This window comes from Bacillus sp. B1-b2 (genome assembly GCF_009183415.1).
Lineage (GTDB): Bacteria > Bacillota > Bacilli > Bacillales > Cytobacillaceae > Niallia.
Genome location: NZ_WEHU01000008.1, coordinates 87,874 through 102,017 on the forward strand (window position 1 = coordinate 87,874; position 14,144 = coordinate 102,017).

General features: G+C 34.1%; 18 protein-coding genes and 1 riboswitch. Of the genes, 5 read left to right on the plus strand and 13 right to left on the minus strand.

Annotated features, from left to right (window positions below):
• Positions 1–73 precede the first annotated feature (73 nt).
• The 5 genes from F9279_RS09720 to F9279_RS09735 form a co-directional block, all read right to left on the minus strand.
• Entirely contained in the window at positions 74–397 is a 324-nt protein-coding gene (locus tag F9279_RS09720) for a hypothetical protein (RefSeq protein ID WP_152112447.1), read from the minus strand.
• 663 nt (positions 398–1,060) lie between these two features.
• On the minus strand, positions 1,061–1,324 hold the full coding sequence (locus F9279_RS09725) for a hypothetical protein (RefSeq protein WP_152112448.1): 264 nt from the start codon (positions 1,322–1,324) through the stop codon (positions 1,061–1,063).
• Between the two features lie 80 nt (positions 1,325–1,404).
• Positions 1,405–1,545: a hypothetical protein gene (locus F9279_RS25155; RefSeq protein ID WP_193224528.1), complete on the minus strand. Its 141-nt coding sequence runs from the start codon at positions 1,543–1,545 to the stop codon at positions 1,405–1,407.
• An 85-nt stretch (positions 1,546–1,630) separates the two neighbouring features.
• Complete coding sequence (gene splB / locus F9279_RS09730; RefSeq protein WP_152112449.1) at positions 1,631–2,656, minus strand: spore photoproduct lyase; 1,026 nt, start codon at positions 2,654–2,656, stop codon at positions 1,631–1,633.
• Positions 2,657–2,791: 135 nt separating this feature from the next.
• Positions 2,792–3,628 carry a biotin/lipoate A/B protein ligase family protein gene (locus F9279_RS09735; RefSeq protein ID WP_152112450.1) on the minus strand — a complete coding sequence of 279 codons (837 nt, stop codon included), beginning with the start codon at positions 3,626–3,628 and terminating at the stop codon, positions 2,792–2,794.
• A gap of 241 nt (positions 3,629–3,869) precedes the next feature.
• Here F9279_RS09735 and F9279_RS09740 point away from each other — a divergent pair, with 241 nt between their 5' ends.
• From F9279_RS09740 to F9279_RS09745, 3 genes are all read left to right on the plus strand, one after another.
• Positions 3,870–4,247, plus strand: coding sequence for a rhodanese-like domain-containing protein (locus F9279_RS09740; protein WP_413463202.1), 378 nt, complete (start codon positions 3,870–3,872; stop codon positions 4,245–4,247).
• A gap of 432 nt (positions 4,248–4,679) precedes the next feature.
• Positions 4,680–4,895, plus strand: a complete 216-nt coding sequence (locus F9279_RS25675) for a hypothetical protein (RefSeq protein WP_226793389.1) — start codon at positions 4,680–4,682, stop codon at positions 4,893–4,895.
• Entirely contained in the window at positions 4,886–5,170 is a 285-nt protein-coding gene (locus F9279_RS09745; protein ID WP_264298240.1) for a GNAT family N-acetyltransferase, read from the plus strand. The genes F9279_RS25675 and F9279_RS09745 overlap by 10 nt, the downstream gene beginning before the upstream one ends.
• A 148-nt stretch (positions 5,171–5,318) precedes the next feature.
• Here the strand turns inward: F9279_RS09745 and gcvPB are convergent, their stop codons facing one another.
• Genes gcvPB through gcvT form a run of 3 tightly spaced genes read right to left on the minus strand, consistent with a single transcriptional unit; the run spans position 5,319 to position 9,241 of the window.
• Positions 5,319–6,776, minus strand: a complete 1,458-nt coding sequence (gcvPB, locus tag F9279_RS09750) for an aminomethyl-transferring glycine dehydrogenase subunit GcvPB (protein WP_152112452.1) — start codon at positions 6,774–6,776, stop codon at positions 5,319–5,321.
• Positions 6,769–8,115 (minus strand): aminomethyl-transferring glycine dehydrogenase subunit GcvPA, encoded by a 1,347-nt coding sequence (gene gcvPA, locus F9279_RS09755; RefSeq protein ID WP_152112453.1) that lies wholly within the window; start codon positions 8,113–8,115, stop codon positions 6,769–6,771. Before gcvPA ends, gcvPB begins: the two co-directional genes overlap by 8 nt.
• 19 nt (positions 8,116–8,134) lie before the next feature.
• A complete protein-coding gene (gene gcvT / locus F9279_RS09760) occupies positions 8,135–9,241 on the minus strand; it encodes a glycine cleavage system aminomethyltransferase GcvT (protein WP_152112454.1) in 1,107 nt (368 codons plus the stop codon).
• Positions 9,242–9,429: 188 nt separating this feature from the next.
• Positions 9,430–9,522: riboswitch (glycine riboswitch) on the minus strand.
• 280 nt (positions 9,523–9,802) lie between these two features.
• Between gcvT and F9279_RS09765 the strand changes: the two genes are divergently transcribed.
• Complete coding sequence (locus F9279_RS09765; RefSeq protein WP_152112455.1) at positions 9,803–11,512, plus strand: DEAD/DEAH box helicase; 1,710 nt, start codon at positions 9,803–9,805, stop codon at positions 11,510–11,512.
• Positions 11,490–12,281 (plus strand): YqhG family protein, encoded by a 792-nt coding sequence (locus tag F9279_RS09770; protein ID WP_152112456.1) that lies wholly within the window; start codon positions 11,490–11,492, stop codon positions 12,279–12,281. The genes F9279_RS09765 and F9279_RS09770 overlap by 23 nt, the downstream gene beginning before the upstream one ends.
• A 54-nt stretch (positions 12,282–12,335) precedes the next feature.
• Here F9279_RS09770 and F9279_RS09775 read toward each other — a convergent pair whose 3' ends face one another.
• The 5 genes from F9279_RS09775 to comGD are packed head-to-tail and all read right to left on the minus strand — an operon-like array spanning position 12,336 to position 14,144.
• Positions 12,336–12,560, minus strand: coding sequence for a YqzE family protein (locus tag F9279_RS09775; RefSeq protein ID WP_413463201.1), 225 nt, complete (start codon positions 12,558–12,560; stop codon positions 12,336–12,338).
• An 11-nt stretch (positions 12,561–12,571) separates the two neighbouring features.
• On the minus strand, positions 12,572–12,952 hold the full coding sequence (gene comGG / locus F9279_RS09780; protein WP_193224529.1) for a competence type IV pilus minor pilin ComGG: 381 nt from the start codon (positions 12,950–12,952) through the stop codon (positions 12,572–12,574).
• A 2-nt stretch (positions 12,953–12,954) separates the two neighbouring features.
• Positions 12,955–13,452 (minus strand): competence type IV pilus minor pilin ComGF, encoded by a 498-nt coding sequence (gene comGF, locus F9279_RS09785; RefSeq protein WP_152112458.1) that lies wholly within the window; start codon positions 13,450–13,452, stop codon positions 12,955–12,957.
• The gene (locus tag F9279_RS09790; protein ID WP_152112459.1) at positions 13,376–13,723 is read right to left on the minus strand and encodes a hypothetical protein; all 348 of its coding nucleotides are present in this window, start codon (positions 13,721–13,723) and stop codon (positions 13,376–13,378) included. The genes comGF and F9279_RS09790 overlap by 77 nt, the downstream gene beginning before the upstream one ends.
• Positions 13,707–14,144 carry a competence type IV pilus minor pilin ComGD gene (comGD, locus tag F9279_RS09795; protein ID WP_152112460.1) on the minus strand — a complete coding sequence of 146 codons (438 nt, stop codon included), beginning with the start codon at positions 14,142–14,144 and terminating at the stop codon, positions 13,707–13,709. The genes F9279_RS09790 and comGD overlap by 17 nt, the downstream gene beginning before the upstream one ends.

The window sequence follows — 14,144 nt, forward strand, 5'->3', positions numbered from 1 at the left end:
CTGTGTATCATTATTTCTTTTAACTAAGGATTCTTTATTGTCATGATTTTTAGCAAAAGAACTGATCTTACACTTATTCCGTCACAAATCCATTTATAGAACAAGTGGTGAAAACGTAAAAGAAGGATGGATTACTTACATCATCTGTTAAAATGACTAAGCAATCACAAACATTTAGAACACTTAAAGGATCTAATGGCTCAACTTGTCCTTCCACGAAAAGAGATACAGGTATACCAAATCTTCCTGCACTAGCTAAATCACTAGCAAGTGAACTGTTTTGACAATCACTTTTTTCTCTTCCACATGTGCAATTATTATTATGCGTTGGCAGATTACAAGAAACAGCAAACTGCTGAATAAGTTGGAAAACAGATTCATTAGAATCATCTACCATAATTCCACTTATATTTCCTAAACTAATAGTAGTTCTTTCTGAACTTGTTGGCTCAGCTGCATCAACAAAAGTGGCACCTTGACAAAAAGAATCGATATTGATGATTAGTTGATTGCTTAATGAGCTGGAAGTTTGAAAACCTGGGTATATTTCTATTCCTACACTTGACTCTAATGATTGTACACTTGCAATCTCTCTTAATAATTGGCAAAGTGAATCTTGGCAGCAGGAATCACAACCACCTTGCTTTTCTTTTTTAAGCTCTTTATTACTGCAGCCACAGTTTGTAGTAGTTGTAACATATACATTGACTCCACTAACATCTGTGTCAATTGTTTGATTATTATTTAATGGAGACGTATTTCTATGACCTTCAACATTTTGATCCCCTAATGTCTGATCTCCATAAGTAGCACTTGCCGTTGGCCCAGAAGCTGTCTGTGTTCCATAGCTTACTTCTTGCGATTGATTTCCCGCATTAACATTTTGATTTTGCTCACCTGTATCTATATTAACAGTACCTTGTGTCTGATTAAACGAGAGTTCTTGGTCTCCTTGCGTTTGGGTTGTTCCTTCTACATATTGATTTTGTTCTGAGTCACCAATGGTTTGATTCTGTTCTGTATCTCCAGTTGATTGGGATTGGGTCGTGTCACCTATCGTTTATGCTTGATCGCCTATCGTTTGATCTTGTATCTGATCCCCTTGTGACTGACCCCCTTGATCTCCATGCTTTTGATAAAGGAATTGATCCTGATTTCCTCCATTAACCTCTATATTACATGTATCTTCTTTATTGCATTTTTTGCAAGGACATTGTTTTAAACTCTCATGCATATTTTGAGTTCTGCGTTTACCTTTATGTGCTCGCTTGCATGTGCAATTTTTCTCTTTTTTAGAATTATCCTGATTACATCCTGATAGCATTACTTATCCTCCTAATTGTTCATTAGTATAATATATGGATAAGAAATCAACTTGTACCATATTTCATTACTAATATTCAATTACTCGTTGTCATTTGCAAAACAACCTGTTTCTCTAATAACGAAAATACACACAGGTATAACAGGATTTTTCCAGATAAGCTCTAAATATGAACTTCCAAATAAAAATAAATAGCCTAGAGCTATAAACACTCTAAGCATAATACACATCCACCTATTATTCATTAATAATTACTAATCACTTTATTCAAATTTAATGAAGACAGGATTTACATACGCTGTATTATTAAGTAAAATAAGAAATTTCAGCTTTTGGAAAGTACTCCGCAATATACCCTCTTATACTTGATTCTAAATCTTTTGCATCTTCATCTTTATATACATACTTTCCTATGCCGTATCTTCCCCATTTATATTTACGCTCTTCTTCATCCATTTGCAATTTACTTTTTGGATATCTTTTCGCAATAACCTTTTTCGCAGGCTTTGTAAATCGGTGCTGTATTAATTCAAACGTAAGATCAGTCGTATCAATGCCTTCTAGACTATTCGATAACCTCTCAAATAATTCATGATACCCTTCCTTCCAATTTTCATGTAAATAAATAGGTGCAACAATAAAGCCTAACGGATATCCAGCATTAGCAACTTTCCTTGCTGCTTCTATTCGCTCATCAAAGTTAGAAGTTCCTGGTTCGAAATTTTTAATAACATATCTAGAGTTAATGCTAAAGCGAAACCTTGTTTTACCATTATGTTTCGCATCTAATAGGTGATCTACATGATGAAATTTAGTAACAAAACGTAGTTGACCTGTTTCCGATTCACCAAAATACTCAATAGCACGTTTTAGCGAGTGTGTTAAATGGTCAATACCTACAATATCAGAAGTACATGCAGCTTCAAATCTAGTGATCTGACCTTCACGTTCCTTCATATACTTCTCCGCTTGTTCAAATATCTCTTCTAAATTAACATATGTTCTAATATAAGGTTTGCTTCCGAGAGTAGTTTGCAGATAACAATAGTGACAATGCCCCATACACCCTGTTGCAAGAGGAATAGCATACTCAGCCGACGGCTTCGAGGTTTCGAATTTTAATGTTTTCCTAATACCAACAACTAAAGTTGACTTCGCATTTCGATATTGTTGTAATTCTGTATCACCAGGGATACCTCGTACTTGGTTATGAGACGTTGTTTCTCGAATCTCTACACCCATTTTTTCAAATTTATCTTTCAATTCTCTCCCTAATGGATATTCAAGAGCTTTTGGCTCAATATAGACAAGTTGTGGTACAAATGGCTTCATGTAATAACTTCCTTTCTCCTAACTCTAGAACTTTTAGCATGATTCATTACCATTATCTTTATCTTAAAAAAGAAATAGAGGACAGGGAATTATCCCCATCCTCTATTTTCCTTCTTTATAACTGTAAAATATGTACTATCTTCTATAATTCCATTCATCACTTTCATATTTTTCTTTTGCGATTTTTTGAACATATAAAAGTTCTTCTTCCGTCAATTGATATTCTTCTAAATGGATATCGAGGCCATCTGCGAACCCTTTTCTAAATGCTTCTTTTGCCATATTCAAGGTGATTTTTTTATCCGTTATGTTGTTTATTGCTACTGCTTTTTCTTTAAATGCTTTTTGCATTCTTTCTTTAACACGCTCATTAGGATATTTAAATAGAGAAAATAATTTATCTTCATCTAAGTCTAAAAGAATTGAACCGTGCTGCAATATAACCCCTTGCTGTCTTGTTTGAGCACTGCCTGCAACCTTTCTTCCTTCTACCACTAGCTCATACCAACTTGGCGCATCAAAGCAGACAGCAGAGCGAGGATTTTTTAAACTATTCTTCTGTTCTTCTGTACGTGGAATAGAAAAATAGGCATCTAAATCAAGAAAGTGAAAGCCCTTTAAAATCCCTTCTGAAATAACTCGATAAGCTTCTGTTACTGTCTTAGGCATTTTCGGGTGTTCTTCTGATACAATGACACTATAAGTTAATTCTTGATCATGTAAAACACCTCTACCGCCTGTTGGCCTCCTAACAAATCCAAGCTCAAGCTTCTTAACAGCATCCATATCAATTTCTTTTTCTACTTTTTGAAAGTAACCAATTGATAAAGTTGCTGGATTCCAGCCATAAAAACGAATAATCGGTGGGAACTTTCCTTGTCCATGCCACTCTAATAGAGCTTCATCTAATGCCATGTTAAACGAAGGTGAATGATCACCAGAATCAATAAATCTCCAGGTTTCTCTAGTCATAAATTAACACTACCCTTTATATTTAATGAATAAATCACAACTAAGTCTATCAATAATGTAGTTATTTGAAAAGATACAATGAAAATTTGTAGAAACAATTGAGACAATAGTAGCAAGAAAAGGAAAGGAAACGTACTTTATGTAACTTTTGGATTCATAGAAGGATTTACTTTACTACTATATAGTTTGCTATATATAATAGAGTTAGTGTAGTTATGGAAAGGAGAAATGAGAATTGCAAATGATTTATACTGTTCTCATCATATTAGTCGCATTTATTATCTATTCCGTTATAATGTGGCTTTATCAACGAAGAATTGTGAAAACTATTGCACAAGATGAATTCCGTCAAGGATACAGAAAATCCCAGTTAATTGACGTACGTGAACCGAATGAGTTTCAAGCGGGACATGTTCTTGGCGCAAGAAATATTCCACTTTCACAACTTAAAATGAGACAAAGTGAGATTCGCCCAGATAAACCAGTTTACTTATACTGCGAAAATGGTATGAAAAGCGGAAGAGCTGCTCAATTCTTACATCGTAAAGGGTATAAAGATCTTACCATGTTAGAAGGCGGCTTTAAGAAATGGACAGGCAAAGTAAAAGCAAAAAATTAATCAACTATCTATCAAAGCGATAGAATAGTTACTATATATTATTAATGCTTTTCATAACCGAATAATTTGTTTATGAGACCAAATCACTACAGATTTGGTCTTTTACCTTTTCCGAAAACTCATGTTTTTAAGGCAGACCCTCACTAAAATTATAATTAAATTATGTTATATTTTCCTATAACTTTCCATAGAGGTGTTATTATTGGTAACTGAATAATATTCATCGGAGAGTCTTATCCTTTAGCACGTGGATTGGGTATTATATAGCATTAGGAAAAAGAATCTCTGCGGAAGAAAAAGAGGTTGGAAGAGATCTGACTTACGAAATAAATCCATTTACAGGATTAGCTAGGGATACGAGCAGAAAAAAGAAGAGATAATCTTTTCAGGATCTTAAATCTAGACTGGTATTTTTCAGGAAGGAGAGTTTGGTTGTTTGAGACAGAAAAATGCTTAATTAAAGTATTAAAAATATCCGATTATGTTGATATAAGAAATTTATATACAAATGATGAAGTTAGAAAATTCCTTGGTGGAGTACAATCAGATAATACAATTAAGAAGTATTTGCAGATATGCTTAGATCAGATAATGGCTGTTATTATTGGGTTGTTAGAAAAAAGCTCACCAATAATTTTATGGGGTTAGTGTCTCTTGATCCTCACCACGACGAAGTTTACCCTGAGCTCTCCTATCAATTTTTACCTAAATGGTGGGGAAAAGGTTATGCGACAGAAGTTGTTCAATTTTTAACTTTCTTTGCTTTAAATGAATTAAAACTATCAAATTTAATTGCTGAAACACAAACTGCCAATAAGTCCTCTTGTAGACTTTTAGAAAGAATTGGAATGAAATTTGAACGATCAATTACCAGGTTTGGAGCAGAACAAGCCATTTATTCCATCAAAAAAGTGCCAAGTTAGTACAAACAGGAAGGAACTATTTTTATTGGGTTTCCTTTAATTTTTACACATTTATCAACATTAAATTTTCAAAGAGAGTATAAATAAAACAAGCTAAAGAAGCCTCCACTTATGGTTCTTTAGCTTGTTTTTTAATATGGTTATGCTTTTATTTTAAATAGCGTAAAACTGGCTTCCTAGCAGCCAATGTCTCATCAAGCCGTCCAATCACTGTCGTATGTGGTGCTTCTTGCACCATTTCTGGTGTTTCTTCTGCTTCTTTTGCTATTTGAATCATAGCATCAATGAAGCTATCTAGAGTTTCCTTCGATTCTGTTTCTGTTGGCTCGATCATGATACATTCTTCCACATTTAGTGGAAAATAAATAGTCGGTGGATGATAGCCAAAGTCTAACAATCTTTTAGCTATATCAAGAGTTCGAACACCAAGCTTCTTCTGTCTTCTTCCACTTAATACAAACTCGTGCTTACAATGTCGATTAAATGGTAGATCATAATATGCTGAAAGTCTTCTCATCATATAGTTAGCATTTATTACTGCATTTTCTGTAACCGCCTTTAATCCGTCTGGACCCATAGAGCGAATATACGTATATGCACGTACATTAATACCAAAGTTTCCGTAAAATGGTTTAACTCTTCCAATGGAAAGTGGTCTATCATAATCAAAAAAGTACTTGTTATCCACTTTTATTAAAACTGGTTTTGGTAAATAAGGTATTAAATCCGCTTTTACTCCAACTGGTCCAGATCCTGGCCCACCTCCACCATGAGGTCCTGTGAAAGTTTTATGTAGATTTAAGTGAACTACATCAAAGCCCATGTCACCAGGTCTTGCTTTAGATAATACAGCATTTAAGTTTGCTCCATCATAGTAGAGCTTGCCACCTGCTTCATGAACAATTTCCGCCATCTCTAGTATATTTTCCTCAAACAGTCCTAGTGTATTTGGATTTGTTAACATAAGAGCAGCTGTATCTTCTCCTACTACTCTTCTTAAATCTTCTAAATCCACCAAACCATTTTCGTTAGATTTAACCGTAATTGTTTCAAGTCCGGCAACCGTAGCTGAAGCAGGATTTGTTCCATGAGCTGAATCTGGGACAATAACTTTTGTACGATTTCTATCACCATTTGCTTCATGGTATGCTCTTATTAACATCAGTCCCGTCCATTCACCATGAGCCCCTGCTGCAGGTTGTAAGGTTACTTCATCCATCCCAGTAATTTCGACTAAATGCTCCTGTAAATCATACATTAATTCTAATGCACCTTGAATGGAGGATTCCTCTTGTAATGGATGAATATGTGCAAAACCATTAAATCTAGCCACGTTTTCATTAATTTTTGGATTGTATTTCATCGTACAAGATCCTAAAGGATAGAAGCCTGAATCGAGACCATGGTTTCTTTTGGATAAAGCTGTATAATGTCGCATAATATCTAGCTCAGAAACCTCTGGTAACTCAGGGTTTTCTTCTCTTATATATTCATTAGGAATTAGCTCTCCTAAATCTACAGTTTCAATATCCATTTCTGGCAAACTATACCCTATTCTACCGGGAGTAGTATTTTCAAAGATAAGAGGTTGATTTTGATTAACCATGGTAATCCTCCATTTCTGTTACAAATTGATCTATTTCTTCTTTCGTTCTTAACTCTGTTACTGCCACAAGCATATGATTTTTTAGTTCTTTAAAATCTCTGCCTAAATCATATCCACCAATTATCCCACTATTCAATAATTTTTGGTTAATATTAGCAATATCTTGATTACATTTAATCACAAATTCATTGAAAGATGGACCAGCAAAGACTATTTCAAATCCTACTTGTGCTAATTTTGTTTTTGCATAATGTGCTTTTTGAATATTCGCTACAGCCATCTCTTTAACACCTTGTTTTCCTAAGGCGGTCATTGCTACAGAAGCAGCAAGGGCATTTAATGCTTGGTTGGAACAAATATTAGAAGTGGCCTTATCTCGACGAATGTGCTGTTCTCTAGCTTGTAGTGTTAATACAAAGCCTCGTTGTCCGCTTTCGTCAACGGTTTGGCCTACTAAACGTCCTGGTACCTTGCGCATTAACTTAGAAGTAACGGCAAAATAACCACAATGTGGTCCACCTAATCCCATTGGAATACCAAACACTTGTGCATCCCCAACCACAATATCAGCATGAAATTTGCCTGGTGGAGTCAATGCACCTAATGCTAATGGATTACTTGAAACAATAAATAATGATTTATGTTCATGAATGATTTCCTCTAATTCTTTTAAAGGCTCTATTTTACCAAAGAAGTTTGGATATTGAATCATAACTGCTGCAATATCATTTCCTATTTGTTGCTTTAAGGCATCCAAATCGGTAATTCCATCTTTATGTGGTACTTCGACAACCTCAATATATTGACCTTTTGCATATGTACGTACTACTTCCTTTGCTTCAGGATGAACCGTACTAGATAGAAGTATTTTTTTACGCTTCGTTGTTCCTGCACTTAACATACCTGCTTCTGCTAACGCGGTTGCTCCATCGTACATAGAGGAATTGGCAACATCCATCCCTGTTAATTCACAAATCATTGTTTGGAATTCAAAGATAGCTTGTAATTCCCCTTGAGAAATTTCTGGCTGATAAGGTGTATAAGCTGTATAAAATTCCGAGCGTGAAATCACATGATCTACTATAACAGGTGAATAATGATCATATACTCCAGCACCAAGGAAAGAAACGTTTGCTTTGGCATCTGCATTTTTTTGTGATAGCTTAGTAAGCTCTTTTAGTAAAGCAGATTCACTCTTTTTCGGTTTGATTTGATATTCGCCGTTAAAACGAACAGATTCTGGTATATCAGAGAATAATTCTTCTACTGAATCTACACCAATTTGCTTAAGCATTTCCTTCTTATCTTGTTCTGTCATTGGTAAATAACGATGCTTCATATTACATTTCCTCCTGTCATTAAGCTTTTGTTCTTTTATAGAATGGTGTAGGAATCACTTTTGCTTTTAACCTTTTTCCTCTTATCTCTACTTCCACTTCTGTGTCTATTTCTGTATAGTTAATACTTAATAAAGCAAGCCCAATATTCCTTTTTAAAGTAGGAGATTGTGTTCCAGTTGTTACTTCACCTATTTCCACTCCATCTTTAAATACCTTATATGCATGTCTGGGAATCCCTTTATCTTGCATTTCAATTCCAACTATTTTTCTAGTTAATCCTTCTTCTCTTTGTTTCTTTAAAACAATTTTCCCATAGAAGTCAGCTTCTTTATTACACTTAACAGCAAATCCAATTCCTGCCTCAAGAGGAGTGATATCTGCTGATAATTCTTGACCATATAGAGCAAGTGTTGCTTCAAAACGTAAAGTATCACGTGCTCCTAAACCACATGGAATGACCCCATCATTAGCACCTTCCTCTAGAATTGCTTTCCAAAGTCGAACTGCATCATGCTTATCGCAATATATTTCAAAACCATCTTCTCCTGTGTAGCCTGTTCTAGAGATTAACACGTTAATACCAGCAAGGGATACATCCTTTTGAAATTTAAAATAGCCTATTTCAGTTAAAGGAATAGAAGGATTTAATTTGTCTAGTGTAGTCTCAGCAAGAGGTCCTTGTAAGGCCAATTGTGCGTACTCTTCCGATAGATTCACTATCTCTACATCCCCAAATACTTTTTGTTTCATCCATTCAAAATCTTTGTCTACATTTGAGGCATTTACTATAAGTAAATAGTGATGATCTGCTATTTTATAAGTAAGTAAGTCGTCTACTGTTCCGCCATTTTCATAACACATAGCTGAATACTGCGCAGCTCCTACCGCTACCTTGGAAACATCATTTGTAAGCAGCTTTTGAAGATAGGAAAGACTGCCTTTTCCTTTTACTTCAATCTCTCCCATATGAGATACATCAAACAATCCAGCCTTTGTTCGGACAGCCTCATGTTCCAGTTTTATACTAGAGAATGAAACAGGTAAATCCCAGCCTCCAAAGTCTATCGTTTTTGCTCCATACTCCTTATACACCTCATATAATGGTGTACGCTTTAAATTACTCATCCTTTATCCCCTCTTTCCCATCTGTATATATCCTTATTTTATTTATTTTCTGTAAGACAAATAAAAAAGGACAGAGACCTCCCTTTTATAAAAAAGAAGGTCTCTGTCCTTTCACCTGAGAGTTTACTAAAATAATTAGCTGTCCCCTTTGGTGGCTTTTAAAATTTCAAAAGCTCTCTCCAGAGTTGCGTCAAAATCGAGTTCTTTTGCCTGAGAGATTCACAATAAACAATTGTTTGCTCCTTCGGCGCCACATAAGTAGTCTCTCCCCTATTTCTCATCCGCCATCATAAAATTATCATTCTTTGGTAATACTATATACTATTCTTTTAAACTCATTACTAATCCAAGTTAAAACACGATCGTTCTATGTACTTTTTCTTCTCAATGTTCATATTTTTACTAAAAAACAGAATAAATATTATTATTAAAAAACTTTTTCTTCCTTTAATCCTAACATCAAGGTGAATAAGTGGCAATATCTTTTTTTATTATATGTAAATACTAACTACTACTTATATGCATAGCCCAAAACAACTTAATTAGAAAGGAAGACAACGTATGACTCTTCAAATTAACTTTGATGATTCTTGGAGTGAGCAATTACAAAAAAGAATTTCTGATGATGGTCCATGGGCAAATTGGGAGCTATATAAACTAGCTGTACAAGTGGAAACGAACAATATTATACCTGAATTTGAAGGACTTATTGCTCCAAATCATCTATCTGACTTAACTCCTCTTCCTCACCAACTAGAGGTTGCGAAGAAAGTCATTGAAAATATGAACGGCAAAGCCATTCTTGCTGATGAAGTTGGATTAGGAAAAACGATAGAAGCAGGTTTAATCCTTAAAGAATATATGATTCGAGGATTAGTGAAAAAGGTGTTAATTTTAGTTCCAGCGTCTCTTGTGACACAATGGGCAATAGAACTTAATACAAAGTTTTATATTCCTGCTGTTGCTCAGAAAAAAAGTTATGTGTGGGAACAATATGATATTGTTGTCTCTTCCATTGATACGGCTAAAAGAGAGCCTCATCGAGAAATTATTAAAAATCTAGATTATGATTTAGTAATTATTGATGAAGCACATAAACTAAAAAATAACAAAACCAAAAACTATGAATTTGTGCAAAATCTTAAAAAGAAGTTTTGCTTATTATTAACCGCTACCCCTATTCAAAATAGAGTTAGTGAAATTTTCAACTTAGTTTCTCTTCTAAAACCAGGTCATCTAGGAAGTGAATCTACTTTTTATGAAAAATATAAAAAAGATGCACGATCAATTGATGATGATGAGCATTTAAAAGCACTTGTAAATAAGGTAATGATTCGTAATAGAAGAAATGATACGGGAATTGAATGGACTAAACGGATTGTAGAAGCGGTTTCTATTGAATTTTCCAACGAAGAAAGAGCCTTATATGATAGCATTCTTGATCTGCGGGGAGAATCATATGAAACAGATGAAAATGAAACGGAAAACAATCGAAGTCCTTTTTCTATGATTACTTTACAACGAGAAGCTTGTTCGAGTAGAGAAGCCGTCTACTTTACCTTACAAAACATGTTGAAAAAAACAGAAAATCCATCTGCAGAATTCCAACAAAGAATACAAACACTTGTCCAAAGAGTGGAAGCAATACAAGAAAACTCAAAAGCAAAAAAAGCTTTAGAGCTTATTAAAAAAATTGATGATAAAGTCATTATTTTTACGGAGTATAGAGCAACACAATTATATCTACAATGGTTCTTAAAGCAACATGGCATTACGTCTGTTCCTTTTCGTGGAGGATTTAAGAGAGGCAAAAAGGATTGGATGAGAGATTTATTCCAGAATCATGCACAAGTATTAATAGCAACAGAAGCTGGCGGTGAAGGGATTAATCTTCAATTCTGTCATCATATCATAAACTTCGATTTACCATGGAATCCGATGAGATTAGAACAAAGGATTGGCCGTATTCATCGCCTTGGTCAGAAGGAAGATGTTAGAATATACAATTTTGCTATTAAGAATACCGTTGAAGACCATATTCTCAAACTTTTATATGAAAAAATTCATCTTTTCGAAAAAGTAATTGGCGAATTAGATGATATTCTAACAAAACTGGATTTTGGTAATATGGATGATTATATGAAGGATATATTTTCTCATTCTAAATCAGAAGGAGAAATGAAGATTAAGATGGATAACCTTACGAGTATGATTGAATTTGCACAAAATGTAAAGGATGGTGAACGTTTTGAAGCAGCAGGAAATTCATAATTTTCTTGAACGTTTTTTTCTAGCCAATGATTGTGAGATTACGGAAAATAAGCCTGGGTATCTCACCATTCAATTGACAGTAGACATGGATAAGGAGTTAATGAATCGCCCCTTTTATTGGCATTACCTAGAAAAGACTGGTGGTACGCCAAATCCTGCTAAATTAACGCTAATAACAAATCCTACAGTAGCACCTAGTGATATTAAAGGAGAACTTATTCATTTTGGTTCTCCCAGACTTCATCAATTATTTGCTTCTGCCAAAAATTTAGCAGGCTATATTCGCCTTTATGAAGATAATGGAGGAAAACCTGAACAACAATCAGCACTAAAGCCATGGCTTGGACTAAATATTAAAGTTTCTTATCAATGTGATCGCAAAAGAGATATTTTTCGTTCTTTAGGCTTGCAATTAATTAATGGTCAGATAATAGATTCCTTTCATTCTGTTATAGAAAAAAGAAGGATGACAGCTAAAATTCCTGACTACACCTTTACCCTTTCACCACTCATAATGCCAAAAAGTGGTATTATGCGTATTCAAAATACTATAAAACAATCTTTATTAGAGGAAGATCACAATTGGGCAATCGCAGCAAGAGATAGGTGGAAAAACGATTTAGAACTATTAGAACATTTTTATGAAGAGGTAGAAGAAACAGAAACATTAGAAACAGAGCGTTTAGCATTAAAAGAACAATACGAGCCCAAAATTAATATTTCCATTATTAATGGCGGCTTATTTTACCTCTCATCTGAAGCCATATAAAAAAGATGTCTCTGGGTTATCCGTCTACCACAGAGACATCTATTAAGCTAAGAATTACTTTTTCTTCTGAAAACTGGATGCAATAACATAAGGCAATATCCCAAACCATTTAAGCATGAAAGGTTCTTTATTCCCTTTTTTTTCTTCTTTTAATTTCTGTCTTTCTTCTCTAGGCTGATCCATATACTGTACAAATGTTTGTGTTAGGAATTTGACATAATCATTTGTTTTCATTTCATCACCTGCTATATCTTTTTGTAGCATTATTCCCCAAAACATGATGGTTTATACTAATTGATTTCTACCCACTTCACCATTCTATTTTGCTCCTTATTAAAGTAGCTTGTACCACTTACAGCCTTCTTATTGAAGTGATATAATTTATAATCTATTTTATATTCTTGTGTGGATGAAGAATTAATAGTGTAGTGAACCTCTCCATTTATAAAGGAGTATATTCCCTTCGAACTAGCTATTTCATTATGAGCTAATTGATTCTCCACTTCTTTTATCACACTAAGAAAATAATATTCTTGTATGATACTATGAGTTGCTTCTACTTCTATTGCCTTTTTATTTTGATATACATCATACAACAATAATAAAAACTGGATGAAAAGTAAGTAGATACAAAGAGAGAGTGGATAAATAAATCCTCTTTCATTTAACAATTCTAGTATCCCTCCAAGTTTAAATAGGAATAAATGGTCGAATCCTTCTTTCTATTTTTCTGATCTATTACACTCAGTTGAAACCCATTATTAGATTTTAGAAACTGCACTTCCTTCACTTGCTGAAGAGCAATTTCATGACCAGTTGCATTTACTCTTCTACGGATAATGTTTCCATATTTTTCATAAGTTACAACATTGCCATCTACATATAGAAGCAGCTTATTGTTCGAAACATCTACCTTCTTAGCAAGCTTTGTTTCTTTCTTTAACTGTAGGTAAAAGACTTCCCATTCCATATCCATTAGTTCTACTTTCAACATTTGCTGATTACCAATAATCTGTAAAGGAATGGATAAAAGTAAACTAATAACCACTGTTATAAATAAAGAAAGAAGCATCTCCATAAATAAATATCCCTTTTCATTCTGATAATGGAGATTGATTTTCGGTATATACCTTTTCGCAAATAGTTTGATCCTGATGAAACATATCTTCATAAGACACACATACCTCCTCCTTCTCTCTCCATGTTAATGGATATTGTTTTCCATTCCCTTCTAATACCGATTCATTGCTACTAAACTCCTCTAACTTTTGATCAATCAAATAATGATAAAATAACTCATTTATCTCCCTTTGCTCCTCCGACTTTAAAAACTGTTTTTGCACGTGAATAAATATAGGTATCAAGGTCATGGAAATAAGAGCCCAAATAGATAATGCTAAAAAATAATCTGCTAATATAAAACCTTTACAATTCCGTAACATAAAACCTCCCTTTACCTATTAGCGTGGTAATTCTATACTTTTGATTAGCAATACTAAAATCGTACGACCTAAAACGAGAAAAATTACCATTTGGTAGAATGTAAAAAGAAATAGATGATTGATTAAGAAACTCAACAGATGGATCATAATATCGGTTCACTAAATAGCCTGTACCAATCTCTTCATGTAGGTAATAGCGCTTTATAGCAGGGAAAATTTTCACTTGAACTAACTGTTGGTTTGCAAGGGCATATGTTTGTCCATAGTATAAATCAGCCTGTAATTGTGTGATAAAGTTATTCTCTGTTAAGGCCGTTTGTTGAGGCTTTAGTAGAAGAATAGAGAAAGAAGCTAGTATAGTAAAAAGGGAAAGTGCTATTAACATTTCTACCAATGTAAACCCTGATTCCTTATTCTTCAT

Coding starts and splice junctions, on each gene's coding strand:
- F9279_RS09745 (WP_264298240.1), top strand. CDS start 4,886: ATGGGGTTAGTGTCTCTTGATCCTCACCACGACGAAGTTTACCCTGAG.
- gcvPB (WP_152112452.1), bottom strand. CDS start 6,776: ATGGTTAATCAAAATCAACCTCTTATCTTTGAAAATACTACTCCCGGT.
- gcvPA (WP_152112453.1), bottom strand. CDS start 8,115: ATGAAGCATCGTTATTTACCAATGACAGAACAAGATAAGAAGGAAATG.
- gcvT (WP_152112454.1), bottom strand. CDS start 9,241: ATGAGTAATTTAAAGCGTACACCATTATATGAGGTGTATAAGGAGTAT.
- F9279_RS09735 (WP_152112450.1), bottom strand. CDS start 3,628: ATGACTAGAGAAACCTGGAGATTTATTGATTCTGGTGATCATTCACCT.
- F9279_RS09725 (WP_152112448.1), bottom strand. CDS start 1,324: ATGCTATCAGGATGTAATCAGGATAATTCTAAAAAAGAGAAAAATTGC.
- F9279_RS09740 (WP_413463202.1), top strand. CDS start 3,870: ATGATTTATACTGTTCTCATCATATTAGTCGCATTTATTATCTATTCC.
- F9279_RS09790 (WP_152112459.1), bottom strand. CDS start 13,723: ATGTTACGGAATTGTAAAGGTTTTATATTAGCAGATTATTTTTTAGCA.
- F9279_RS09720 (WP_152112447.1), bottom strand. CDS start 397: ATGGTAGATGATTCTAATGAATCTGTTTTCCAACTTATTCAGCAGTTT.
- F9279_RS09775 (WP_413463201.1), bottom strand. CDS start 12,560: ATGTTTTGGGGAATAATGCTACAAAAAGATATAGCAGGTGATGAAATG.
- F9279_RS25155 (WP_193224528.1), bottom strand. CDS start 1,545: ATGCTTAGAGTGTTTATAGCTCTAGGCTATTTATTTTTATTTGGAAGT.
- F9279_RS09765 (WP_152112455.1), top strand. CDS start 9,803: ATGACTCTTCAAATTAACTTTGATGATTCTTGGAGTGAGCAATTACAA.
- comGD (WP_152112460.1), bottom strand. CDS start 14,144: ATGAAGAATAAGGAATCAGGGTTTACATTGGTAGAAATGTTAATAGCA.
- splB (WP_152112449.1), bottom strand. CDS start 2,656: ATGAAGCCATTTGTACCACAACTTGTCTATATTGAGCCAAAAGCTCTT.
- comGF (WP_152112458.1), bottom strand. CDS start 13,452: ATGAAGATATGTTTCATCAGGATCAAACTATTTGCGAAAAGGTATATA.